Raw genomic sequence first — 22,773 nt, 5'->3', positions numbered from 1 at the left:
GCCTGGACCCTCAGTTCAAGGAGATACACATGAAACGCTCTGTACTGTTAGGTCTGTTCGTTACTGCCTCAATGCTGGCCTCCTCCTCGTTTGCCGCCAGCGATGATCTCTGTGCAACCAACCTGCAAGCCATCGCCAATGCCAAGTCCGAGACCTTGGCGCCGGAAATCAGAACTCGCGTCGAGGCCAGCGTCCAGCAAGCCAAGGCCTACCAGGCGCAAAACACCGAGGAAGGCACCAAAAAATGCATCTCTGAAACAACTCAAACGCTGCAAGAGATCCAGAATGCAGGCAAAGACGGTAAAAGCTCATAAGCGTGAGGGCCAACCTTCGGGTTGGCCTTCTGAGCCCTGTAAACCCTAAGCTTGCGGAGCATCAGACAGACGACTGCTTCGCAGCCGAACGCAGCCTCGCAAGCTCGGCAGCTGCAACAGATTGCATTTCGTCTTAACTGACTGGCATCAGGCGTTTCTTGTCCCTTTTTCGCTCCCGTCTCCCGGAAAAATCTTTCACCCTAACGCCCGCAAAAACAGAACCCTTGCACGCCATCACAGTCCATTTGTTAAGCCCCAATCAGCGTGGCCCAATTCCCCCCGTTCCAGGAGATACCCATGAAGCGTTCCGCCCTGGCTGGACTGCTCATCGCTGCAACAATGCTGGCCTCCTCCGCATACGCCTCAAACGATAGCGATCAATGCGTAATGAAGCTCCAGGAAGTCAACAGCAAGCTGTCCAGCGCAGCCACGCTGGACGCCGCCACCAAAGGCGTCGTCATCACTAAAACCGAACAAGCCAAGGCCGCCCACGCCGCCAACAATGACAGAGAGTGTGTATCCCTGACGCAGCAGGCTCTTCAAGACATTCAAAGCCACATGAATAGCCATTAGGGCCGGGCCAGAGCCAATCCGACGCTGGTCCCGATGCGCAGGTAAGGACAGAAGGTCGACTCGCCGCGCGCATTGGCGTACACTGCGCTTGCCTGCTGGTTACACACAGCAGGTTCGGGGCCGTTTAGGATTCGACGCCGGTTGCGAAACTTTAGGTGCATGCCGAGTTGGTAACAGAACTCGTAAATCCACTGTTGCAACTTTCTATAGTTGCCAATGACGAAACCTACGGGGAATACGCTCTCGCTGCGTAAGCAGCCTTAGCCCTTCCCTCCTGGTACCTTCGGGTCCAGCAATCATCAGGGGATGTCTGTAAACCCAAAGTGATTGTCATATAGAACAGAATCGCCGTGCAGTACGTTGTGGACGAAGCGGCTAAAACTTACACAACTCGCCCAAAGCACCCTGCCCGTCGGGTCGCTGAGGGTTAACTTAATAGACACGGCTACGCATGTAGTACCGACAGCGGAGTACTGGCGGACGGGGGTTCAAATCCCCCCGGCTCCACCACTTCAACATCTAAAGACGTCCACGGACGTCTTTTTTTGTGCCTAAGATTCAGTGAATACGGGGTTTCAGGGCTTTTTGGGGCTTTGGAGGTTTTTTGAGTTCCAGGCGCTTTGGTATCCCAGGTGGTATCCCGGGCTACCAGGTGCTATTTTCAGGATACCAAAACGGTGCTGGAGGTAGCCCCATGCCTACTAACGCAACCCGCCTCTCTGATCGCCAGCTCAAGGCAGTCAAGGCAACTGGTAAAGACTTCGTCCTCAGCGACGGCGATGGCTTGCAGCTTCGAGTACGCGCCAGCGGCTCGATGATGTGGAATTTCAATTACCGCGAGCCGTTAACCAGAAGCCGTATCAATATGGCGCTCGGCCCATACCCCGACCTCTCATTAGCGAATGCTCGGAAGAAAGCAGTCGAGGCGCGAGAGCTACTTGCTCAAGGCATCGATCCCAAAGCCCAGCGCGATGAGCAAAGGCAAGCCAGACTGGCTGAGACCGAACACACCTTCGAGAAGATAGCCACTGCCTGGTTCGAACTGAAGAAAGACTCAGTGACGCCAGCGTATGCCGAGGACATTTGGCGTTCACTCACGCTGCATGTTTTTCCGAGCATGAAATCGACGCCGCTCTCTGAAGTCAGTGCTCCTATGGTGATCAAGCTCCTTCGCCCGATTGAGGCCAAAGGCAGCCTCGAAACAGTGAAGCGTCTGAGCCAACGACTCAACGAGATCATGACCTACGGGGTCAATTCAGGACTGATCTTTGCGAACCCCCTCAGTGGCATTCGGGCGGTGTTCAAGAAACCCAAGAAAGAGAACATGGCCGCGCTACGACCTGACGAGCTTCCGGAGCTCATGATGGAAATCGCGAATGCCAGCATCAAGCGAGTCACGCGCTGTCTGATCGAATGGCAGTTGCACACGATGACCCGCCCTGTCGAGGCGGCCACCACTCGGTGGGCAGACATCGATTGCGACAAACGCATTTGGAGCATCCCACCGGAGCGTATGAAAAAGCGTCGCCCGCATACCATCCCGCTGACTGAACAAGCACTCGCGCTACTGGAGACACTCAAGCCCCACAGCGGCCACAGAGAATACGTGTTCCCGGCAGATAGAAACCCGCGTACCCACGCTAATAGCCAGACAGCCAACATGGCGTTGAAACGAATGGGCTTTCAGGACCGCTTGGTCAGCCACGGCATGCGCTCCATGGCCAGCACAATCCTGAACGAGCACGGATGGGATCCGGAGCTAATCGAAGTCGCGCTGGCGCATGTCGATAAAGACGAAGTTCGAAGCGCCTACAACCGAGCGGATTACATCGAACGCCGGCGTCCGATGATGGCTTGGTGGAGTGACCATATCCAGAAGGCGGCCACCGGCAGCCTCTCGGCATCTGCCATCAATCAACCCAGGGACCGCAACGTCGTGCCTATACGCTGAGAATCCAAAGATTGGCGACGCCGACGACAATCCGTGTCGCGCAGCAAGGCGACAGAAGTGACGACTGTCGCCAAATCTGTCGTATGCCTGCGCTTCTTTGGCCAAGCCCCTGAGTATGGGAAGGCTCCGCATTCCCATACTCAGGGGCTCACGCTTAAAAGCGTCTATCAGATAACAACGAATTGCGCCTTTCTGCGGCGGATTAGCCCTGCTGTTAATTCGTAGTAGTAGACGGTCGCTGGAGCTGAGCAACGCAGAGAGTGTTCGAAAAACCATTTCACGTGCTTCTCCTTCCAGGACCAGGGAGTTGCGCAACTCCAGCGTTCACGAATTACTTCGTGCATCCTTTCTGCTTGCCTGATGTGCCGCTGCCGCGTGGCATGCGCACCTTTGAGCACGGGGCTCAGAAACAACGCCATATCGAACTCGGACGTCATCGCCGACCTCCGATGTAGGCACTCACCACATCGATGCGGTTATGTCCCAACTCGTGGCTGATCTGACGTCGTGCACGCTGATCAAGCTCTCGATTTTCTCGGTGATCACGGCCGCCATTTACCGGTGCAGGGAAGCCGGTCAGTTGCTCATAGCGCTCACAGGCGTAAGCCGCTCTCAGTTCATGAAAGCCTTTCAAACCCTGCTCATGCAGGAGGTCCCGTGCCGGCCGCACGACTTTTTGTATGAAGTCTTTGTAGCTTTCATCGGGTGCCAACAAATTCCGACTGCCACTGGGTGACGCCTCGCAGGCCCTAGCCAGGGCGCCGCGGACTTGATCAGTGACTGTAATCCAACGCGGTGCGGACGCGCCTGATCGACCGCCTTTGGTGCCGTCCTGGATATTGATCTTGCCCAGTCGTTGGGCTTCTCGTTGCAACCGTGGCAGGTCCGCCAAGATCGCTTCACGCAGGCGCATACCAGTCTCACGGGCTATGAGCACGATGGCATTCACTCTCGATTGCTGTCGCTCTGTCAGCGCTTGCGCAATCAGCCTGACCTGCACACGGTCTTGGCCTTGCGGGGCCTCACTACGCACGCTTGAGCGCTGCAAGCCCAGCGCCTTGCTCGGACTGGGGATTTTGACGCACTGATCACCGCGCAGAGCGGCCATCGTTCGGTTAACGCTGGACAGGCGGTTTTGCGCGGTGGCGATGCCGACGTTGCCCTGATCGACCTGCTCCCGCATGTGAGCGGCGTACCGCATGAGGATCTCGTGGTCGATCTGTCGCGCGTCGTTGAGTCCCGGTCCTTCATTGGATCGACACCACTGCACGAATGCCTGCCAGCGATCGCTATGGGCTTTGACGGTAGCAAAATGGCCGTCGCCAAACAGATCTTTCAGGGCTTGCGGCCCGGCATAGCTGAGCTGGCGACCGAAGCCAAAATTACACCCAGTTCGCTTACCGACCCGAGCCATTTTTCTGCTCCTGATCGACTGCAGTGAGAGCATGCAAAAGGGCTCGCCAGTGAGCACTCACGATGGCGAACTGGTCCCAATCAGTCGGGCGAAAACACAGCCTGTTGTCGGTGACGTAGAGATGCGCGCCCTCCTCTTTTAACCATTGGATGATGGCTGTCGTCGAGGCAATAGTTTTGTGGGTGGTGGCGACAGCGGCGACAGCGGCGACAGCGGCGACAACCCTTGTCCTGCCTGGCTTTAAGTGTGGCGACAAAGTGGCGACGGTAGCGGCGACAAATCGCACTTTCGGCTCCTTTTGGCGCTGAGCCAGATGGTTACGCAACGCTTCATCAAGATTGAACATGGCGCACCTCGAAGGTGTGGCCGTCGGTGATCAGCCACTGATGATCAATCAACTCGACCAGCAGCTTGGCGGCGTGACGACTGCTCTTACGGGCAAAGCGGGGACCGTTGCGGTTCAGCTCCCGAATACTGAAGCGTTTCCAATCCTTGACCTGCAGCCAGCGCAGCAGCCGGTCCGCCTCCTCCTTTACCCGGCACACCGGTTCCTGTTCGGTCAGGCGCTGGATCTCGGTGAGGTAGTAGCCGACTAAAGCGGAGGCCCGTTGGATATGGTCGACCTCTACCACACCGCTCTCCTCCACGACTGCCAGGATGCCAGCGACGCGCAGCAGGTTATCGGCGGCCTTCGATCCGCTAGGCCGTACGCTGGCCAGCTCGCCAAACTCACCCAACTGGGCTTCGATGGCATCATGTAGATCAATCCAGCGACGGCGGGCCAACGGACTGAGGCTAAGCGGTGATAGCTGCAAGGCACCGTCAGTGGAAAGTGACCAGGGCTGATAAAACAGGGCCGAAAGGCGGCGGTGATATCGCTTCAGGGCGGCGTCTTTGGATAAGTCGACAGCCTGGTAGCTGCGTTGTCCGGCCAGGCTGGTGGGCCAGGTCATCAAGCAGCGACCGAGGATGCCTTGCCCCTGCAGCAACGGGTCACTGAGTAACTGCATGGCCAAGTACGGTTGCAGCATGAGGTGCAGGCTCAAGCGCCGGTCATAAGCCCGCAGGCTTTCACCGGCCATGGAGCGAGCACGATCAATCGGGCTACCGTCCCAGAGCGACGATAAGGTCGTCACGGCTTTCAAACGGTTATCCCGATTCATGGTGCTGCTGCCGAGGAACTGCCCCCCTTCATCACAGAACAGCCCCATGCTGGGCAGGTCATGGCAGAGCCCCTTAATCAGGGCCTCGATAGTCGGGTCCGTGGTGATCAGCCGAGGGGCCGAGGGCTCAGCTTCGAGCGGTATGCCGTTTGTGGGATTGGCATCGGCAGGATTGATACGCTGCGCCTGTCGCTGTGCGGCACGGTACCGGGAGAGCTGTTCGCGGTGGCGCTGCCACTGTTCACGCTCCCATTGCCGTGCTGGCAGCAACGCAAATCGGTCTGCCGCCGTTTTACGATCACCGGACGCGGCCACCGTGATCAGGTACAGCGACAGCGGATAATTTCTCCCGTCGAGCTGTAAGCCCGCATGACCTTGAGTGGCCAGCGCCGAGGCAGCCAAGATCGATTGTGCAGCCAGTGCCTGAGGCACGCCAATCACTTCGGCCATGCGCTCCACCGCAGGCCCAAGAATTCCACCCAACGCCTTAACTGGATAAGGCTCGGCCGCGGGATTCGACTCGATTAACGGTCGAGGGGATCGTGGTAGTTCAAGCTTCGGATCTAACTGCTGCATGGGCCCTCTCCTCGGTGATTGCTGGTTGTCCTCACGTGCTCCCGCCACTGCTGTTGAGTGTTATCAGGGATCAAGGCCCCTGCGGCCTGTGAGGTGTTCACTGACGCGGAACGAACGGCTCCTTACGACCGGGAGCGAGGGCATGAACCCATGAATCTGGCCTCCTTAGTCGCATCCGAAGATGCGGGCGGGTGAAGGCTGTGCCGAGTGACGAGTTCGGCACCTGGAGATCCTGAGCAGGAGAAGGCAACGACATGGACACCTGGGGCATGCCTGACTGTCAGTCAGGTGCAGCCTTTCCAAAGGCTGCGGCACCGGTGCCTGTGTCGATGCGGATGGCGACGAATCGGATTTGTCAGGCCGATTGTCACGAGGAGAGTTGCGGCAATGCCTTGTAAGACGTGGCTTGCAGCAGTGGTACGAGCGCCCGTCTCTTTCCAGGAGAAAGAGACGGGCGCGGTCTGGCGCAGCGAGGTGTACCGAAAGGTGAGGTTGCTGCAGCGCAGCGAGGTAGGTCCATCGTCTGCCGCAGTGGACAGATAAGTCGAGTAGGCATCCATCACTCTTGGGGAGTGACCGTGCGAGCCGCCGGACGCTGTATCGCACTTGGGGGGAACCACCACAGAAGTGGCGTAGCCTTAAAGGTTCTGGCTACCTGGGCTGGTGCTGTCAACGACAGCGATCCACGCGCCAATTGTTATACCGGCTCGAAAAGACGGTCAAGCATTCCGGGTAAAGTGGGCAAGAAGTGGCGACTGTCGCCACTTTGTCGCCACGCTCCAGACCCCGTCCTACTTGGGTTGTCGCCGGTGTCGCCAGTGTCGCCACTTCTCTGGCCATGGCCCCACGACAAGATCCGCTCTGACACAGGAACTGCACTGCGCTCGATAACGATCGCGAGTAATTTCTGACGGGTAAACGACGGTGTGACGCTAATCAAATTTGAAATGGGAGGGTGGAACGAGGCGGCTTCAAGAAAGAGCGAGTGAACCCTCCGATCGGCGCGATCAAAGATCGCTGGATCGGAGGGTTTGGCGGGAAAAGCAAATCTCAAACGTCAAATACAGCCTCAAGCATCAAAGTTGGTTGATTGGGAGATGGCGGCTTCACGCCGTGTGATTAGCGTTTGCTGCAAACGCAGCAGAAAACCGGCCTCGAACGCTTCCTGAGAATCACCTGGGCGATGACGCTTTCGGTTCTGCGCCAGTGCCCACCACAGCGGCAGTGATGAGCCGTCAAGCCAAGTCTCCGCACAACGAACGCCGTCCTCAATCATCGGGCCAAACTCATTGCCCCACGGGGTTCGGATAATCAGACTATTCGAGTCAGAAGAGCACCGCCCATTTAAACTTCATTTTTATTTGAGAGAGCAAACTCGTCCATCCACGCAACTACTCGACTATGGCCTTTAAGAAAGCATCTCGCGCGTCCTGATAAAACTGAATGTCGATTTTGGTCGCCATATCATCAGAAAGATCGTGCAGTTGGCGACGACAGGTGACAGGCATAAGCAGTGTGCTTGCGCCCTTTTCAACCGCCAACTCAGCAATAGTCACCGGGTTATGGACAGGCTCGATGGATCCACCCAGATTGATCTCGCCAACCACAATAAGCCCGCCACGCACGGACTTTTTCAGCAGCCCGCTACACATGGCAATCAGTGCCGCGACGCCCAACTTTGATCCGCGCTTTGCAGCATCGAAGGCACGTAGCTGGATGGTAAACTCGTGAGCACGAGGATCACGATCACCTATTAACTGAGCAGCCCTAGCGTACAAGTTCTGCTCTGCGTAACGCACCGACTCCTTAAAAGGCGCGGGCACCGGGTTATTGAGAATTTTTACTCCTGAACCAGGCCCTTCATTGACTTCAATTCGATAGAGTCCCACGTTATCGTCAACGTCGGCACCACCTTCGCTGATGGTCCAGATCTGACCAGGCTCTAGGGGATCACCGCCAATCTCGTTATCGGCGCGCAGTTCTGGAGTGGCCACAAACTTCTCTACACCATCGTCACCGATGAAATAGCTGAAGTGGGTGTTCCTAAATTCGGCCGAACCTATACGTTTTTGCTGCTCCTTGACCCGGCGACGCACCTCAAGCGCCAGCCGAACGGCCCACTCAAGATCTTCATCCGAAACCTCCATGGAGGCATCAGGATAGAGCAGCTTGAGCAGACCGGAGACCGTCTTGTTCACTGCATTGGTGTCGCGGCCGCTAAGCGCCCCGCCCAAGTGCACTCGGTTTTGCATGACACTGACCCGGCTCTCATAGCGCAAACGGCTCAGGCACTCGGAGAAGAAATCGCTGACCAGGCCGAAATGGTCGGTGGTCAACTCACGATTCATCTTCGGTACGTCCCAACCTGGCAGAAAGCAATGAATCCGGTCCATCCAGGCGGTATCGTCACGCATCTCCGGAGGCAACGGGCCGAACAGGTGTCCGACACGTTGCTGATGCTCCACATCGACATCGAAGTTGCCCACGAACACCAGTGAACCATCAGCGCGAATGCTTTCCTTGCCGCGGCTGAACTCACCAGACTCCATATAGCCCTTCATGATATTGATACCTTCCTTCGAGTCGAAGGAAATACCGCTGATCTCGTCAAAGCAGACTACGTCGTATTGGCAAACCAGGCCGCGCTGGCCGCTAGCATTGTTGACGAACATCTTGGCAATGGTCGCCTTCCCCCCAGAGATCAGGTGAGCGTAAGGCGAAACCTGTTGAAACAGGTGGCTTTTACCCGTTCCACGAGGACCCAGCTCAACCAAGTTGTAATTGCGCTCTACAAAAGGAACCATGCGCAATAACAAAGCATCCTTCGCCCGCGGATTCAGATTATCCGGCTCAAGACCAATGGAGCGTAAAAGGAAATCTTTCCACTCAGCACTGCTGAATACCTTGCGCGCCTCACCCAGGCTGTCCAACACATCACGCTTGGAGAGCTGAATTGGCCGCAGATCCTGAACACCGAATGGATTGCCTCGCTCTTCTGCAATGGCTGCGTCGTACTCCAGCGTGATTTCAGCGTAAAAGCCACCGGTCAACAGACGCTCATTGTCATCCACCAGCTTGTCTGCGATACGCACATTGTTAAGTTGTACGCTGGGCAGACTTACCAGATAGCCATTGTCCTTCTGACTAAAGCGGGCACTCACCAAGTCAATCAGCTTAACCGTACCATTCTTATAGGCACGAGCTTTGAACAGCTCCTCTTCGCCAGCCTTGACGGTACGCGAGGAGAGTTGGCGTTCAACGATTTCGATGCCTTCCTCGATCTCCTCCGGATCGGTACTGGCGCAATAACGCCCCAGCAGAAATTCAACCACGTAAGTAGGCACCGGAAATTGGCGGGCAAAGGTACGGACGAGGTCTTTGCGCACGATATAACCCTCGAAAGCTGTCGCGGCCTTCGAGTCGAGGACATCTAGTTCAATCACGCTTCATCTCCCACCAAAGTCGCCTGTCGTGCCAATACATTACCGGCCTCATCCAGAACCACCACCACAGATGCTGCACCTACCTGCTCATCGTCCTCCACCAGTAAGCTGCATTTACCCCCCTTCAGAGCCTTGGACCGCACAATCGAGCTCGCCGCATCAGCGGGACTGCTGCGCAAATCCACTTGGAGATTTTCAGCGCTACTCTGCGCTTCAACTCGGCAAGTCAGCCCCAACCACTGAACCTTGGTAATCGTCGCCAGAGCGAGGTTCTTGGCTGGGGCTACGGTGTTGATCACTTCCAGGATTGGGGTCAGACACTCCTGTAGGCTCAGACCGCCATGGTCGTAGTAACGACCAGCCAGGAATGCACTGGCGCCAGGCGCCACTGCAATCGTTTGTGCAGGACTCCAATACCAATTGACCGTAGGCAGACCTGTCTGCACGGTATCTTTGATTTCCGCGCAACGTGCCCAGCGGATCTCTGTGAGATGCTTGGGCAGGTCAACTTTGCTCATAGGCAGGGGTGTCAGCAACCACCCATGGTCAGTAACGATCCGTACTTTTCGCCAACCTGCTTGCAACAACTCCTGCACCCGCAAGTACACATCCTGCAGGAGTGAATCAATGCGGCCAGCCAAACGCAGCTTATCTGTGTGTCCAGCCTCGTCGATATTGCCAGTCTGTACCCAAGCACGCCCTTTAGGATCACCGTTTTCATCAGCTGCAAGCACCTGCCAACCACTCTCTTCCATCAGCTTGCGCAAGTAATATCCACTAAAGGGCTTGTCTTCGTTTTTCAGGCTGGGCTGAAAATCGCTGTCAGTATCGCGCCCTGTAAGCTGTTGGTGAATTGGCAAGATCGCTGCTTTTGCTGTAGCCGTGACCGAGGGCAATGCCGACCAGTTATAGCCGTGCCTAACCTCTCCCAGCGCCTGTAACTGCAAGGCAAAGCGCTGTGCCACGTCGTAGCGCAGACCATCAACGAAGAACACAACCTCACCAGCAGTCTGGTAGGCCGCAACTGCTTCGTTAACCCCTCGACTACCGGGATACCCTTTAAGCCTCACTAATTGCTGAAAGTTGAGCGCTGTCTCATGCAACCAAGGGGTATATAGGTTATTCAGCAACTCTTGCACCACAGCCTGCAACGAAGGCTCACGAGCCATTGCCAAGGCGCGTAGCATCGCATCATCAACCTTCCAGTAATTGTGACGGTAATGCTCAGCCATCTCTTCAGGACTTGTTCCTGAGAGACCGCTATCGCCAACCAGCCCGGCAATCAACACCAGAGGTTCAAGCAGACGAGCCAAAGGCGCTAACCCCATTTCTGCCCACACCCAACTCCGGCGCACGCCATGATGCTGTTCAAGCGTGATTAGACGCTGACGTAACACGGACGATCCTTGCCCAACTAGAGAATTGAGCTGTTTCAACAACTCAGCTTCTTGCTCGTGGTTGTAGCTTGGGAAACTCGACACATCAGCTGCCAAATCAGGCTGACAGCGCATTAATAAGGCTGGCAAACGAGAATAAGCCGCCGTATTTTCGGCAAAGCGCTCCCAGACCCTCGCCCAGGCCCCCAACCGACCACAGAAGTTTTCTGCAGCGACTAGGTCTCCGTCGCGCTCAGGGTGGACCTGAAACTCGCTATGACAGATCCCTACAAATGCTTCCCAACGCGGCCCAGCCCAGTTCTCTTGTACGGCCTTGGAATCGGACATCCAGGTCAAGACGTCTCGCACCGCATCGGTACTGAGCAACTGATTGAAATCACTGGCCTCAAGCCGATGGTTCTGTAATTGCGCTATCTCACTGTCCAATAACGGCTCTAAAGCACGCAACAAAGCCGCTTGGGTCTTGCCATCTTGAGCCACATCCAACGCCAGACCGCCATTGCGAGAAACAAGAAATGCATTAAGCGTCCAGTCCTTGGCATTTATCTGGCTCCATAAGGTTCCGCGATATTGCAATTCAGCCAAAGGCTGCAAATCGGGTGGACAGGCTGCAATTGCTCGAAGATCCTGACGACTGACGCCAGGTAAATAGATAATTGGAATGAGACCAGTAGGCAATGAAACTTCAGGCAAGGCATCAGCAAGCACGCATTTGAGCCAGATGGCCGGACCTTGCCGACGCTCTGGCTTATAGCTACCTAGACAGAAAAGCTCGGGTAATGCGCTCTGCAACTGAGTCATTACCGGTAGCCACTCACGCTCCTTGTCAGTCCAAAGGATTGCCGCTGGCGCAACCTGAGCACTCGCGTTGTACTGCGCTGCTGAACGCAGGCTTTTAATCAGGGCTTCAATTACTTTCATTACTGTTGCTCGCAATCCATATGTACTGGCCGGTCGTCAGCATCGTCAGATCCTGAGGGATGATCCATTGCGCTTCAAGCTTTCAAAACACCAGTTATCCTCGGGGCAAGCGCCACATCTACAATCCAAGACCCAAAATCTGAAGCGGAGCCAGGCGATCAAAACACTTCCACCAGCCACCTTTAATGACTCGAAGTATGCCGATAGCTTTTTCTCGTGACGTTTGCATTCCAGAGCGAATACGTTGCTCACCAACCCACATTGAACGTGACCGTATTCAACTTCACCAGGGTTCGGAATCCGTCCCTTATTCGATCTGTAGGAGGATGACTGCCATTACACCAATCGCCAGTCCCGCTTGAGCACCTCAAGCATGCTTTTCTGACGACGTTCCGCAACCACAGGAGTCCACTCAGCCTCGTGCAGTACCTGACTGGTCAAGGCATAAGCGTTAACACCACTATTGCCGGCAAAATATGCCGACTTTTTCCTGTCGAAGTCATAGTTTAACGCTTTTGAGTTACGTGCCCGCGTTAGTGGTACTAGGTTGGCCAGGCGATGCAGCCAGCGCGCTCGCTCATCAACATCGGGCCATGTCCGTGCCCACTCACTGTTCGCATCGACCGTCTGCGGCAACACGTGTTCGATAGTCAGTACGTTGGGCGTGTAGTTGGCCGACATTGCAGAAACAAAGGAATCCAGACGCAGAATCAAGTAATTCCTCCTACGAGCTGTCAGCTCGTAGACATTGCCATCTAGCTCCCTGAGCATCGAGACACACTCCCCTGGGGTCAGCTCGATACGATCGAAAAGCACGTCTTTGAAGATGTCCTCCAGAACATGGGCGTAGCGCTCGATACGCTGGTTCACGTTCCGCGCCGTGATATGTAGATAGGCCGCCAATCGTTCCAGACGGGTGACGAAATCCAAAACTGTATTCGCATCGCTACCATGACGGGCCAGGAAGGCTATCGCGACTGGCACCCAATCAGAATTGTCGATCCTGTTCAGCCAGGTGAACAGCTCATTAATCTTCCCGGCATTAGTAGAAGATATGTACTGTGCGTTCTTCGCTACCAGATACGCCTGAGCGTAGGGAGTAACTATCTTATCGATCAGTGCCTCGGACGACTCCACCTTGTTCAGCACATGCTCCCGAAACTCCTCCAGCAGCATCCGCCGCGCCTTGAAGCGGGCGTAAATCATGCGAATATGACCGAACAGTTCGTTGAAACCATCACGACCGGTGGCGACTTCCAATTCCTCCCAACGATCATTGAAATCATCGCGCTTATCCTCAGCCAGCTTGCCGATCACCTCCGCCTTAATAATGTCCGTGGGCAATAGATCCAGCCCGCGATTGTTCAGCACGGAAAACACCCGGAACGCCGACTGCTGACTCGGCGTCGTCACGGCTACCAAAAAGCAGCGCATGAGCAGGAAGGAGCCAAAATCGACCAGGCTTGACTCGTTGCCTGTAAATTTTGTCGCCAAACGCTCCAGTAGCAACCGGGCATTCCCCTGGATGTTGCGCTGAGACTCGTTTTCCAACTGCGCTGGATCGATCCTCGTCAAGTCATCGAACCTCAGCCCCTGGACATGTTGGGCAAAGAAGGCTCGATCGCGCTCGCGCAGGGCCAGCCGCGGCTTGGGATTCAACTTCAAGGCTACATTTCCAGGCTCTCGGATGAAGCTGTAAAACGACGAGAAATTGTCTCCGGTAAGTTGCGAGGTAAGCGTAGCCAGCAGAATAGTCAGCGTGGTCAGGCGCTGCTGACCATCTATAACCTCGGCCAACGGTTTACCCTCATCCTTGATCAGGACCACGGAGCCCAAAAAGTAACTGTCCTCGACTTCCTTCTCGAAGAAATCATAAAGATCGTCAAACAGCTCCCCCGCCTGATCCCTTGTCCAGGCGTAAGGCCGTTGGTACGGCGGGATCACATAGTCGAATTCGGAACTGAATATCTTCGCCAACGGGTACTCGGCACCACTGATTTTCTTGCTCATTCCGGAACACCTTTAGCAAATGCCAAAACCGTGAAAAACCGTCAGCTTTCAAATTTAACCAGCAATGTCAGCGAATACTCTTCGCTACTAGTAGCTATTTTCTTGCAGTCTGCCGAAATACCAAATTTAGTAGGCAGGTTGAGCTTACCCACAACGCCAAGAGTGCTCTTCGTTTCGCTTGAAAGACTGATAGTCACCTGCTGCTCCAGAAGGCGATTGGAGTCATCCGAACATTGCTCTAGCAACTGCCGCATCACGGTATCGCCAAAGAGATTTTTACTGCGCAGGAATTTTTCAGCACCTTCTCCATCTGGCGCCTTACCCGGAAAAATACTTCTGATTGAAAACTTCCGACTCAGACTCTGCTCTTCGTCAGTAGAAACCTTACCCTCCGCCTTTAAAGGTCCGGCACTTCCCTTAACGCTGTAGACCGCAGATTCGGTTCCTCTTTTAACTTCAACCTGCTCAGCCTCAACAAAACTGGCCCCTAGCAGCTGACATAATCTGGAAAAATGACGCATTTTTTCGATAGCAAACGCCTCAGCAGCCTTTTCCAGTTCAACATACGCATCGCGATCATAAGGACTTTGAACCAACACCAGCCCAGGTCGAGCCAGATCAGAGTCGATAATGTTCATCAATGCTCGCGGCAAAGCCGGACTATCTGAAGGTGGCGGATAACTAAGTACGAATGCTTCATCATCAAAAAGAAACTGCTTTTCCTCATACGAAAGGTCATTACGGCTGCTTCGAATATCGTTTTGTTTAAGTACGACTACGGCTCGGCGCGCGCCGTGAAAACCCGGAAAAACGCTGTCATTCATAACAACCTCGTAAGATGAATTAACGAAAGTCTCTAGCTTCATGCCTGACGGCAAGCTTAAAGAAACGGTAACAGGCAGCCTCTGGGTCGCTTTTTTTTTGCTAGCGTATCCAAGGCTATCTTCACTGAATTCATGCGATCAGCCGTAATAGTCCGCCCTATCGACTCTGCAAAACTCTGGACGACGTCTACGATCGTCATAGCAGTGTCGTCGTCATCCCGCTCAATACAAATAGCGATTGGTGCAGCGCGATTAGCAACATCGCGCTCTTGAGGCATCACTTCAAGCACAAATAGAGGCCCTGCCAAAAACAAGCGAACACCCTCCATCTCATAGAGTTTTTCACCTGCCACACTCACCGACGAGACTAATGTGCAGGCTAGGCTACGCTCCCGCTCTGACTGAACGGGCAACGTTTGACCATCCCAGACAATATGATCCGGAGCAGAGTTATCCAACGCCTGGGCAAAACAAACCTTAACCCTAGGCATGATTCATCCAACCAATAATCTCACTCACCAACTTTTCCGTATGTTTCTGGCTTTCCAAACTTCCAAGAATCACCGCCGGTGGGGTTTTGAACGGGGCCAGACAGCGTCCTAGATCGTTTACAAATCGATCAAAAAAGTCGCCACACTCCTGAGGCTTCAGCGCCATATAAGCGCTGTCTAGATCCATGTGCGTAGCTACTATTAAGAATTTAGATTTGCATTTTTCAGCCGACCGCCACTCGTTGATTTTTTTTAAATCATAAGCAATACGATCCTTGTCGAGCCCTGCGGACTTAATCAGGTAGATCACATAGTCTGACTCATCGTGAAGTTTCTTCCAGTCATCAAAAGCTCCTTCACCTCCGGGTAAATCTCTAGTCTCTTTAAGATCAAGATTGAGGTCCTTTAGGGAGAATCTACGAGCAGAAACAGAAGACGCCATAATGGTCTGGGCGGTTTCTGCGGGAAGCTCTCCTTTCGACAAAAAGGTCAGCAAGGTTGTTTTCCCAGAGCCTCGCGCGCCAAGAACTGCAATTTTTTTGCCTTTCAATCTAAGAATCAGAGAGTCCCAAAGATCACTTGTCATCTCTACGATTTCGTCTCTTTTCATCCATCCATAAACGCCAGCCACCGCGAAACCTGCTATCCCAGCCACAACTCGCCAGACCATAAAATCTCCCTATTAAGTATTGGTGCATAAAAAATAACCAACAGCATGCTTACTGCGGCTATCACGCTTTTTTCTTTTCAGCCAACTTCAGGTGGTGGTCGTTGATGCGGGCGCCTTCTTTTTCGCCGTATTGCAGGCCCAAGGTAAACCAAGGGGCGCTAGGGATGTCGTTACCGCGATCTTTTTTCCACTCTATGTTGAGTTTTGGCTTTTTATTGTGGCGCAGGACCTCAGCAGTCATGAAGGGGCGAATATTGAGACGCACCCCGTCGTTAAAGTCGGGGGCCCACCCTATAGCTTGTTCTGCAAGAGGCTTCCAACGTACGAAAATGTCGTAGGGAGCTTCGCCTTCAAGGATAAGCTCAAGGCGAGATTTAAGATTTTGTGCCGCAGCCAGACGTGCGTCGGCGCCATCGAGCGCCTGTTCGACACCATGTTGCTGGGTGCGGATCCAGTCTCCGAGATAGGTGAAGATAAGGCGTTCGAGGGTAGTGCGGTTGAGCTTTTGGTAATTGACGAGAGCGCTGAAACCATCCTTGAGACCATCCCAAACTTGCCAGATAAACGGGCGGTGTTGGAACAACTTGCAGTGCTGCTCAAAGAACTTGTCGCGCAACCAGACATCAAAGCTATTGCCCCCGACTTGCTTTAGCATCTGATTTCGCAGCAAAGACGTCCAATTGCTGCCGAAGGCAGCTTGTAGCATGTTTTCCAAACGATCAGCAGCAGATTTCTCTCCCCTCACCGGAGGCAGGCAAACGATGCCATCCACATCGGCAAAAGGCATCAGACTATCGCAGCGGCCGATCAGCGAGCGAGCATCAGGGGACAGCTCCATCTCAGGCTCCAGCTCAGCCGGCCAACGGTAGCCGAGCAGACGAGCAACAACAACCTGCAGTGGTTCATTTGCAGGTTGTGGGTGGCCGTGAAAGATCCATTGGGTAGGATCGTCGGAATATGGTTTGGGTAACCCATTGGGGTAGCGCTCGGCAGCCACCTGTTGCCAATAAGCGAGATCAAAAGGAACCTTCACGAGCGTTGCATTGGTCACACTTAATTTTTGATCTATCTTTCGTACGTTTTCATTAAAAACTGGCGAGGAGCAATAACACCAAACAGCCGACATGTCGTCTTCATGTCGTGGAGATATAACTGCAACATTTGTATCAAACTTTTGACCAGAATAAATAGTTGCAGCTAGCCCCCCCATCTGGGATATCACGATCCCTTTCCGCCCCCAAGCATCTTCTCCTCGCCTATCTACATTATGCAGAGTAGCCACATTCTCGCGACCAAACTTGTGCAGCTGCCCAACACCCTTTTCCCATAGCAGTATCCCAGACCTACCGCCGAACTCAATTGTTTGAGGCACTGTAGACTGCTCAGGAGCCCATACATCAGCTAGTCGATCCACCTCCCAAAAACAACGTCTGAATCTCAAATTATCTCCAGTTGAAAGCCCCTGATGATTAGTACAAGAAATATTCAACAAATCACCACGAACACCGGACTCAAAAACAATTCGAGAATCGGGGTTAGATTTTTGATCACGCTGGGAGACTGATAGGATATCAGCAACCAAAAGAGCTTCAGCCTTTGCGGCTGGACTTTTAAAGCTTGTCAAATCAATACAATTAATTATCTGACCCGCTGCGCCAGCTTCAACCTCCTTAACAAAGCTAACCAAACATATATTTGTTATGTTTCCAGGGCCATCATTAAAACATTCTGCCCCTCCGCCCAACTTCACTATTAAAGAGAAACCGATCTCATCCAAAAGCTCTTCCCGCTGCTTCTTATAACTATCAAGAAAAAGCCAGTTTTGGGTCATAACAACTTGAACAACACCACCGGCCGCTGCAAGTTCTATACATCTATCTAAAAAAACGTTGGCCAGATCCGACCTGGACCTAGCATAGTTATGTGAAACAAAAACCTTCAGTTTCTCATCAAACTTCTTAAAACTTAAATAAGGGACATTTGTCACTATAAAATTATAGCTTTTCCCCAATAGTTCAGCCGCTCGCGCTAGGCCTTGGGCGATAATAGCCGCTTCCTGCAGATCCTCTTCTCCAGCATCACCCAACGCTAGGGCACTAGATAACAGCGGTTGTACTTTGGCCCAGTCGGCGGTGAAAAGGTCGCCCTCAAAACTACGAACAGGATCTATCAGAGAGCCAAGAACGGGAGCGTCGCTAAAGATGTCATACAAGCGAGCCATGCCAGCCTTGAGCTCAGGTTTTTCGCTAGCCAGTGCCAACCACTGCTCACGCGGGGTCCCTATGCGCTGGCCGACACAGGCGATGTTCAACGAGGGCAGGCTACGGTAGCCTCCTGCATGCGGGTAGCGCCAGGCTTCTAGGGCCACGGCAAATGCAGCCAGTTCGACACAACGCTGGTCGAGCTCTAATCCGTGTAAGTTCTGACTAAGAACTGCGTCGACAGCTTCCTCGGCACTTATACCTTCAGTGGCCATACGCATGGGAACAAGCATGAGGAAGGTGGCGACCAAAAAATGGCCTGAACCACAGCAGGGATCTAGCATCTTAAAGTCGGCAAGACGCTCAGGCCATCCTTCGAAGGTACCAGCGACGGGGATCTCAGAATTGGCATTGTTTGTGAGAAAGCTCGTTTCCTTAACGTCGGGAATTGTGCGTAGGTAGGTGAGCGGTAATAGGTGCCGATGCTGCGGATAATGGATGATCCACCATGCGCCGAGGCTGTTGTCCAGTAGGAACTGAACCATGTAGGGTTCAGTGAACAGCTGAGTAACAGCTGAGAGTTCGTCGGCACCGATCTTGACGGCGGAGGCATTGATCTCATCTTTTTTCTTGGTTTGCCAGTACTGATAAACCCAGCCGAGGCTATCGCTGCACTGGAAGATTTCAGCATTAAGGCCAGCAATTAGTTTTTCCAGGTCCCGTACATGGTTGAATGCCAAGGGCACGGCCAGTGCCGGGGAGCCTTCGCGAAACACCTGCGGTAGCATTCGGGAGGCCAGCTTACCGGCCAACTCCCAGCCATTGGCGCAGCCTTCGTCAGGGGCGAGCTCCTGACATTCGTCCAGAGTCAGCGCCGTGTGCTGGTCATACATCAGCAGGTGGCTCTGCTCGAGGAAGCGAGCGAAAAGCATGCGATGCCAGTGTTCATAAGCGATTTCCACGCACAGGCGGTCAATCTGCTGCTGACCATTACTGCTGCGCTCGTCTCCTAGCTGACGGCCATGGGCGCGCAGGCGGTTGCGCAGAGCACGCTGTTGATCATCGAGATAGTCGGCTGCTTTGGCCTCGCCGACACTCAGGCGAGTCAGAGCTTCGAGAGCGGCCTGCTCGGCGATCTCGCGCGCTTTGATCACTGTGATTTCCAGTTGCTTGCGAAGCTTCTTTTCGAGGGCGTGACGCATGTACAGGTACTTCCTTGCCGCAGCAGGGTGCGGGGTATCAGTTGGGTTAGCCGATCAGCTACTCACCCAACCTACGGGGTCAATTTCGGTGGATAAGCCGCTATGCGGCGTTACCGTCTTGGAGCCAGTTGATGTTACTTGTCGGCGGGTTACACCATCACTGGGCCTTCAGCCAGCTTGGCCAGTAGCTCGGTTTCAACTTCGACCAGCCACTGTCGAATCTGAGCTTCGCTATCGAAGGTACGCTTGGGCAAGGACACATGCTGCACCTTGGGTTGCAGCTGCTTGACGGCCTCTTGGCGGGCACTTTCAAATTTGGCAGCCAGCCCGTCCTTACGATCGCTCCACTGTTCCAGGCTGGCGCTTTCAAGACTGTCGACCACTTCCTCACGGCTACCGAGTAGTAGTTCAGAGGGCTCAACCAGATTGCGACGGGCCAACAACTCTTGTTGCTGACTAGCGGGCAACTGTTGCCAGTGACTGTCAGCAACGAGTTCGGCATGACGCTTTCGGTACTCGACCAGGTAGGCACGAAAATGGTGGTTAATGGCGTCGCGCAACTGGTTTACGGTGTTGCTAATCAAGTTGTCGAGCGGACTGGGGTCAGCCAGCAAACTGCGGTTACTCTTAATGGCTTCGACTTCGGTATGCAGCTTGTCGTGGAAAGCAAGCCCCTTGCTCAGGCGCACCAAGGTTTGTAGCAGATCCCAGTCACTGCGACGGGCACGCAATTGCTCGCCCTGGGCACGCCAGGCATCAAGCAAGGGTTTGATCTCGTCTTTGTGGTCGATCACCAGCTTGAGCTGGGTGTTGCCACTTTCTTTAGCGATGTCATCTATCAGCTTGGCGTCTGGACGGGCCGGAGCCGGGGCTTCTCCGCCAGTGGCGTTATGCAGCTCGCGCGCCAGATTGATAAGTATCGGCAGACGGACCTGTTCTTCACCTGGAGGGCAGTCGATCCCCAGAGAGCTTATCAGGCCGCGAATTTTGATTAGATCCACAGGGCGGATAGTGACCGTTTCCGGGCGAAAGGTACTCTGGGTTAGTTTCTGCCGCTCCAGGGTCTGGGCGGTTTGCGGTTTCCCACTGGCATCAGTGGCGCGCAATACACCCGTGGCAACCAAAGCAAAGAGCGCACCGTCGATGGTGTCCTGCTGCCAACCACACGGGGCAGCGAGGAAGTTGTCTCGGATTTCGTTGCCTTTCTTGGAGCTTCCGATGAAACGCAGGATAGCGGCGCAAACTGGATGCTTTTCGGTGTCACCACTGAAGCCAACAGCTTCCATGGCGTTCTGCCCGCCATCCTTGCGTGCCCGCTCGTAGACCTTGCTCCAGTGTGGACTGTCGGCGAGATCAAACTCGCGATACAGTCGCACGACAGAGGCCTGAGCGGCGTTCTGAATACGCTCTGCAATGGCATTGCCGTCTACTTCCGCACCGCCAGCCTGCAGCACCTGCACACCCGAGAGGATTTCTTTTAGCAGTTGCTCGACCTGTTTTTGCGCATCGCGCTGACGAGTCTCCATTGCCCTACGCGCGTCGGTCCCTGCTTCAGTATTGGGGATACCTCGCAGACTGAGGGTCGCATCGGCAGCCTGCTGATGAATGATGGCGTTGTTTAGCTCAGAACGGTTTCGAGCGGGGATGTAAAGGTAAATAGTCGGCAGATCCGGATTGGCCTTACGTGCTTCAGCAAGAAACGAAGCTTCGTTGAGACTCCAGCCATCTTGCACCCAAAGGTAAATCTTCTGGCTAGCATCGTTGGGTACTTCAGCATCAAAACAGGCAATGACCTGGCGGATTTCCTTACTCACGCCCTGAGTAACGCGCACCTTGGCCAACTCGGATTTGATCTGTTTATGCAGCAGGTCGATGCGATAGTTCTCAACGCGCTGCATATTGCCGCGCAGATCTGCTTCCTGCTGACGGAAGGTGTCATACCACTGGGCGCTTTCCTGAGTCTGCAAGCGATACTCAACACCAGCACTGGTATTCATTGCCATTAACTGACCAGCTTTGTCCATGACTTCCAGTTGGCCAGGAATCCGCGCACGGAGTTCGTCCTTACCTTGGTTGAGATCGTCCACCAGTAGATCGGCGAGCATGTCGGACGTCGCACGCACCCCGCTGTCTGCCACTGAATCAGTCGGCAACTTGCCAATCAGCAGAATGAGCGAAAGTAATCGGGACTGCAGTTGCTGATCGGCCGAGCCGGCAGAAAGCTCGGCAATTCGCTCGTAGTCTTCCTTGGAGATGACCCCGGTTTGCAGCAAATTGGGTGCAATCTGCTGATAAATGAAGTCACCAGGCACGATATTTCCCAGTGCCTTGTCAGCGGTGGCTTTAGCCGCCTCATGGATGACCTTGAGTTGATTGCGCAACTGAGAAACGGTGCCAGTGGTGTCGACGATCCGCAGCACTTTCTCCCAAAAACGCCGGCGAACTGGCAACAGTGGGTAGTCGGCGAGCATGACTTTTTCGTCATCCTGATGGTACTCGACCTTGGTACCCCGCAGATGCCGGGAGATTTCGCCTAGGTGTTTGGTGAGTAAACTCTGCAGCTCAGCACGAGCGGACTCTTTCTTTTGCAGAATGACCTTGCGGATAACTGACTCTACGTCGGTATCTCTAAGCATAATGGGAATCTGGAAGCGGCCCATTAAACGTTGCAGGTTTGCCATACCGGACAGAGCGTTCTGGCCCGTAGAAACAAATAGCAGTCGGTTGCCGAAAGCAGAATGTTTACAGCAGGTCTCCACTACCTCCTGCACCATATGCGCACGATCGACATCGCTGCCAACGTATTGCTGTACTTCGTCCAGCACAACTAAAGTCAGCGGGAACTCACCGTTCTGCTCCAAAGCATCAGCAACAGCCTGAACCATCTGGTCATTGGTGACGTCTGTGACCGTGGGGAACTGGCCTTTGAGCAACTGGTGGACGCCCTGAGCATCACTTGCCATGCCGGGATAGGCCTTGAGCAGAGCGTTGGCGATCAAAGGCGAAACGTAGAGTTTGCTCAGCTCGCGCTCCCAGGGCTTGCCGGTTTCTTCCACTGCCTGTTTGACTATTTCGTAGTAGCCCTGCTCCTGGAGCCAGAGCACAAAGCGCGCTTGGTGATACTGCTCGGGCAAGCCGGCTGACTTAAAGATAATGCCGAGTAAGGCTAATCGAACATTGTTGTTGGCACCTGCACCGAGAGTGCCAGAGGCGGCATGCAATCCGCCGTAGCGACGTGACTGGACACTGAGCTCTTTAAAATAATCAGAGACATTCTGCGGCAGATTAGCGATATGCCTCGCGGTGACGCCATCGGGGAAGTTCTGATCAATCCAAAGTGTGCGCAGCATTTTCGCCATGTGCGACTTACCGGAACCAAAAAACCCGCTGATCCATACGCCCGGCTGTTCGTGGTTACTGCCGAGGTTGCGCAGGTAGGTGGAGAGGATCTTGTCCATGCCGGCCTGGTATTCACCTTCGCAAACAAAGGTTTTCAACTCGTAGCGCAGGGTGTTGAGCGCCTGCTCGGACAGATCGTCCTTAACCTCAGCTACACCGTTGTTGGCCAGATCGTTTTCTAACGGGTCGTTCAAGTAAATATCGCGGTTCAACATAATTAGTCC

General features: G+C 54.2%; 16 protein-coding genes and 1 other RNA gene. 4 read left to right on the top strand and 13 right to left on the bottom strand.

Features of this window, described 5'->3' with window-relative positions:
- Positions 1-29 precede the first annotated feature (29 nt).
- The 4 genes from AB7M29_RS07090 (at position 30) to AB7M29_RS07075 (ending at position 2,838) form a co-directional block, all read left to right on the top strand.
- Entirely contained in the window at positions 30-314 is a 285-nt protein-coding gene (locus AB7M29_RS07090) for a hypothetical protein (protein ID WP_217857588.1), read from the top strand.
- 297 nt (positions 315-611) lie between these two features.
- A complete protein-coding gene (locus AB7M29_RS07085; RefSeq protein ID WP_454246607.1) occupies positions 612-887 on the top strand; it encodes a hypothetical protein in 276 nt (91 codons plus the stop codon).
- A gap of 116 nt (positions 888-1,003) precedes the next feature.
- Positions 1,004-1,397: a transfer-messenger RNA gene (ssrA, locus tag AB7M29_RS07080) on the top strand.
- Between the two features lie 184 nt (positions 1,398-1,581).
- Complete coding sequence (locus tag AB7M29_RS07075; protein ID WP_092146132.1) at positions 1,582-2,838, top strand: integrase domain-containing protein; 1,257 nt, start codon at positions 1,582-1,584, stop codon at positions 2,836-2,838.
- A 167-nt stretch (positions 2,839-3,005) separates the two neighbouring features.
- On the opposite strand, the gene AB7M29_RS07070 is transcribed toward AB7M29_RS07075, so the two are convergent.
- The 13 genes from AB7M29_RS07070 to brxC form a co-directional block, all read right to left on the bottom strand.
- The gene (locus tag AB7M29_RS07070) at positions 3,006-3,275 is read right to left on the bottom strand and encodes a hypothetical protein (RefSeq protein WP_092146134.1); all 270 of its coding nucleotides are present in this window, start codon (positions 3,273-3,275) and stop codon (positions 3,006-3,008) included.
- Positions 3,272-4,252 (bottom strand): integrase domain-containing protein, encoded by a 981-nt coding sequence (locus AB7M29_RS07065; protein WP_454246606.1) that lies wholly within the window; start codon positions 4,250-4,252, stop codon positions 3,272-3,274. Before AB7M29_RS07065 ends, AB7M29_RS07070 begins: the two co-directional genes overlap by 4 nt.
- The gene (locus AB7M29_RS07060) at positions 4,236-4,598 is read right to left on the bottom strand and encodes a hypothetical protein (protein WP_454246605.1); all 363 of its coding nucleotides are present in this window, start codon (positions 4,596-4,598) and stop codon (positions 4,236-4,238) included. Before AB7M29_RS07060 ends, AB7M29_RS07065 begins: the two co-directional genes overlap by 17 nt.
- Positions 4,585-5,991, bottom strand: a complete 1,407-nt coding sequence (locus AB7M29_RS07055; protein WP_065945472.1) for a YfjI family protein — start codon at positions 5,989-5,991, stop codon at positions 4,585-4,587. The genes AB7M29_RS07060 and AB7M29_RS07055 overlap by 14 nt, the downstream gene beginning before the upstream one ends.
- Before the next feature lie 1,069 nt (positions 5,992-7,060).
- Positions 7,061-7,300, bottom strand: a complete 240-nt coding sequence (locus tag AB7M29_RS07050; RefSeq protein ID WP_256530433.1) for a LasR-specific antiactivator QslA — start codon at positions 7,298-7,300, stop codon at positions 7,061-7,063.
- 82 nt (positions 7,301-7,382) lie between these two features.
- Positions 7,383-9,434, bottom strand: a complete 2,052-nt coding sequence (gene brxL / locus AB7M29_RS07045) for a protease Lon-related BREX system protein BrxL (protein WP_204375879.1) — start codon at positions 9,432-9,434, stop codon at positions 7,383-7,385.
- The gene (gene pglZ / locus AB7M29_RS07040; protein WP_454246604.1) at positions 9,431-11,752 is read right to left on the bottom strand and encodes a BREX-1 system phosphatase PglZ type B; all 2,322 of its coding nucleotides are present in this window, start codon (positions 11,750-11,752) and stop codon (positions 9,431-9,433) included. The genes brxL and pglZ overlap by 4 nt, the downstream gene beginning before the upstream one ends.
- A gap of 336 nt (positions 11,753-12,088) precedes the next feature.
- On the bottom strand, positions 12,089-13,762 hold the full coding sequence (locus AB7M29_RS07035; protein WP_065945474.1) for a DUF262 domain-containing protein: 1,674 nt from the start codon (positions 13,760-13,762) through the stop codon (positions 12,089-12,091).
- 41 nt (positions 13,763-13,803) lie between these two features.
- Positions 13,804-14,586, bottom strand: coding sequence for a hypothetical protein (locus tag AB7M29_RS07030; RefSeq protein WP_032902479.1), 783 nt, complete (start codon positions 14,584-14,586; stop codon positions 13,804-13,806).
- Positions 14,587-14,642: 56 nt separating this feature from the next.
- Positions 14,643-15,077, bottom strand: coding sequence for a hypothetical protein (locus tag AB7M29_RS07025; protein WP_454246603.1), 435 nt, complete (start codon positions 15,075-15,077; stop codon positions 14,643-14,645).
- On the bottom strand, positions 15,070-15,747 hold the full coding sequence (locus AB7M29_RS07020; RefSeq protein ID WP_454246602.1) for an ADP-ribosylation factor-like protein: 678 nt from the start codon (positions 15,745-15,747) through the stop codon (positions 15,070-15,072). The genes AB7M29_RS07025 and AB7M29_RS07020 overlap by 8 nt, the downstream gene beginning before the upstream one ends.
- A gap of 61 nt (positions 15,748-15,808) precedes the next feature.
- Entirely contained in the window at positions 15,809-19,150 is a 3,342-nt protein-coding gene (locus AB7M29_RS07015) for an Eco57I restriction-modification methylase domain-containing protein (protein ID WP_454246601.1), read from the bottom strand.
- Positions 19,151-19,299: 149 nt separating this feature from the next.
- Positions 19,300-22,764: a BREX system P-loop protein BrxC gene (gene brxC / locus AB7M29_RS07010; protein WP_454246600.1), complete on the bottom strand. Its 3,465-nt coding sequence runs from the start codon at positions 22,762-22,764 to the stop codon at positions 19,300-19,302.
- Positions 22,765-22,773: the final 9 nt, after the last annotated feature.

This window comes from Pseudomonas sp. F-14 TE3623 (assembly GCF_053629015.1).
This window is presented reverse-complemented; position numbering and strand designations above follow the sequence as displayed.

What these genes read in the sequence shown, in the direction of transcription:
- AB7M29_RS07075 (WP_092146132.1), top strand. Translation starts at nt 1,582, where the DNA reads ATGCCTACTAACGCAACCCGCCTCTCTGATCGCCAGCTCAAGGCAGTC.
- AB7M29_RS07030 (WP_032902479.1), bottom strand. Translation starts at nt 14,586, where the DNA reads ATGAATGACAGCGTTTTTCCGGGTTTTCACGGCGCGCGCCGAGCCGTA.
- AB7M29_RS07020 (WP_454246602.1), bottom strand. Translation starts at nt 15,747, where the DNA reads ATGGTCTGGCGAGTTGTGGCTGGGATAGCAGGTTTCGCGGTGGCTGGC.
- brxC (WP_454246600.1), bottom strand. Translation starts at nt 22,764, where the DNA reads ATGTTGAACCGCGATATTTACTTGAACGACCCGTTAGAAAACGATCTG.
- AB7M29_RS07025 (WP_454246603.1), bottom strand. Translation starts at nt 15,077, where the DNA reads ATGCCTAGGGTTAAGGTTTGTTTTGCCCAGGCGTTGGATAACTCTGCT.
- AB7M29_RS07090 (WP_217857588.1), top strand. Translation starts at nt 30, where the DNA reads ATGAAACGCTCTGTACTGTTAGGTCTGTTCGTTACTGCCTCAATGCTG.
- AB7M29_RS07035 (WP_065945474.1), bottom strand. Translation starts at nt 13,762, where the DNA reads ATGAGCAAGAAAATCAGTGGTGCCGAGTACCCGTTGGCGAAGATATTC.
- AB7M29_RS07085 (WP_454246607.1), top strand. Translation starts at nt 612, where the DNA reads ATGAAGCGTTCCGCCCTGGCTGGACTGCTCATCGCTGCAACAATGCTG.
- AB7M29_RS07055 (WP_065945472.1), bottom strand. Translation starts at nt 5,991, where the DNA reads ATGCAGCAGTTAGATCCGAAGCTTGAACTACCACGATCCCCTCGACCG.
- AB7M29_RS07065 (WP_454246606.1), bottom strand. Translation starts at nt 4,252, where the DNA reads ATGGCTCGGGTCGGTAAGCGAACTGGGTGTAATTTTGGCTTCGGTCGC.
- AB7M29_RS07070 (WP_092146134.1), bottom strand. Translation starts at nt 3,275, where the DNA reads ATGACGTCCGAGTTCGATATGGCGTTGTTTCTGAGCCCCGTGCTCAAA.
- pglZ (WP_454246604.1), bottom strand. Translation starts at nt 11,752, where the DNA reads ATGAAAGTAATTGAAGCCCTGATTAAAAGCCTGCGTTCAGCAGCGCAG.
- AB7M29_RS07015 (WP_454246601.1), bottom strand. Translation starts at nt 19,150, where the DNA reads ATGCGTCACGCCCTCGAAAAGAAGCTTCGCAAGCAACTGGAAATCACA.
- AB7M29_RS07060 (WP_454246605.1), bottom strand. Translation starts at nt 4,598, where the DNA reads ATGTTCAATCTTGATGAAGCGTTGCGTAACCATCTGGCTCAGCGCCAA.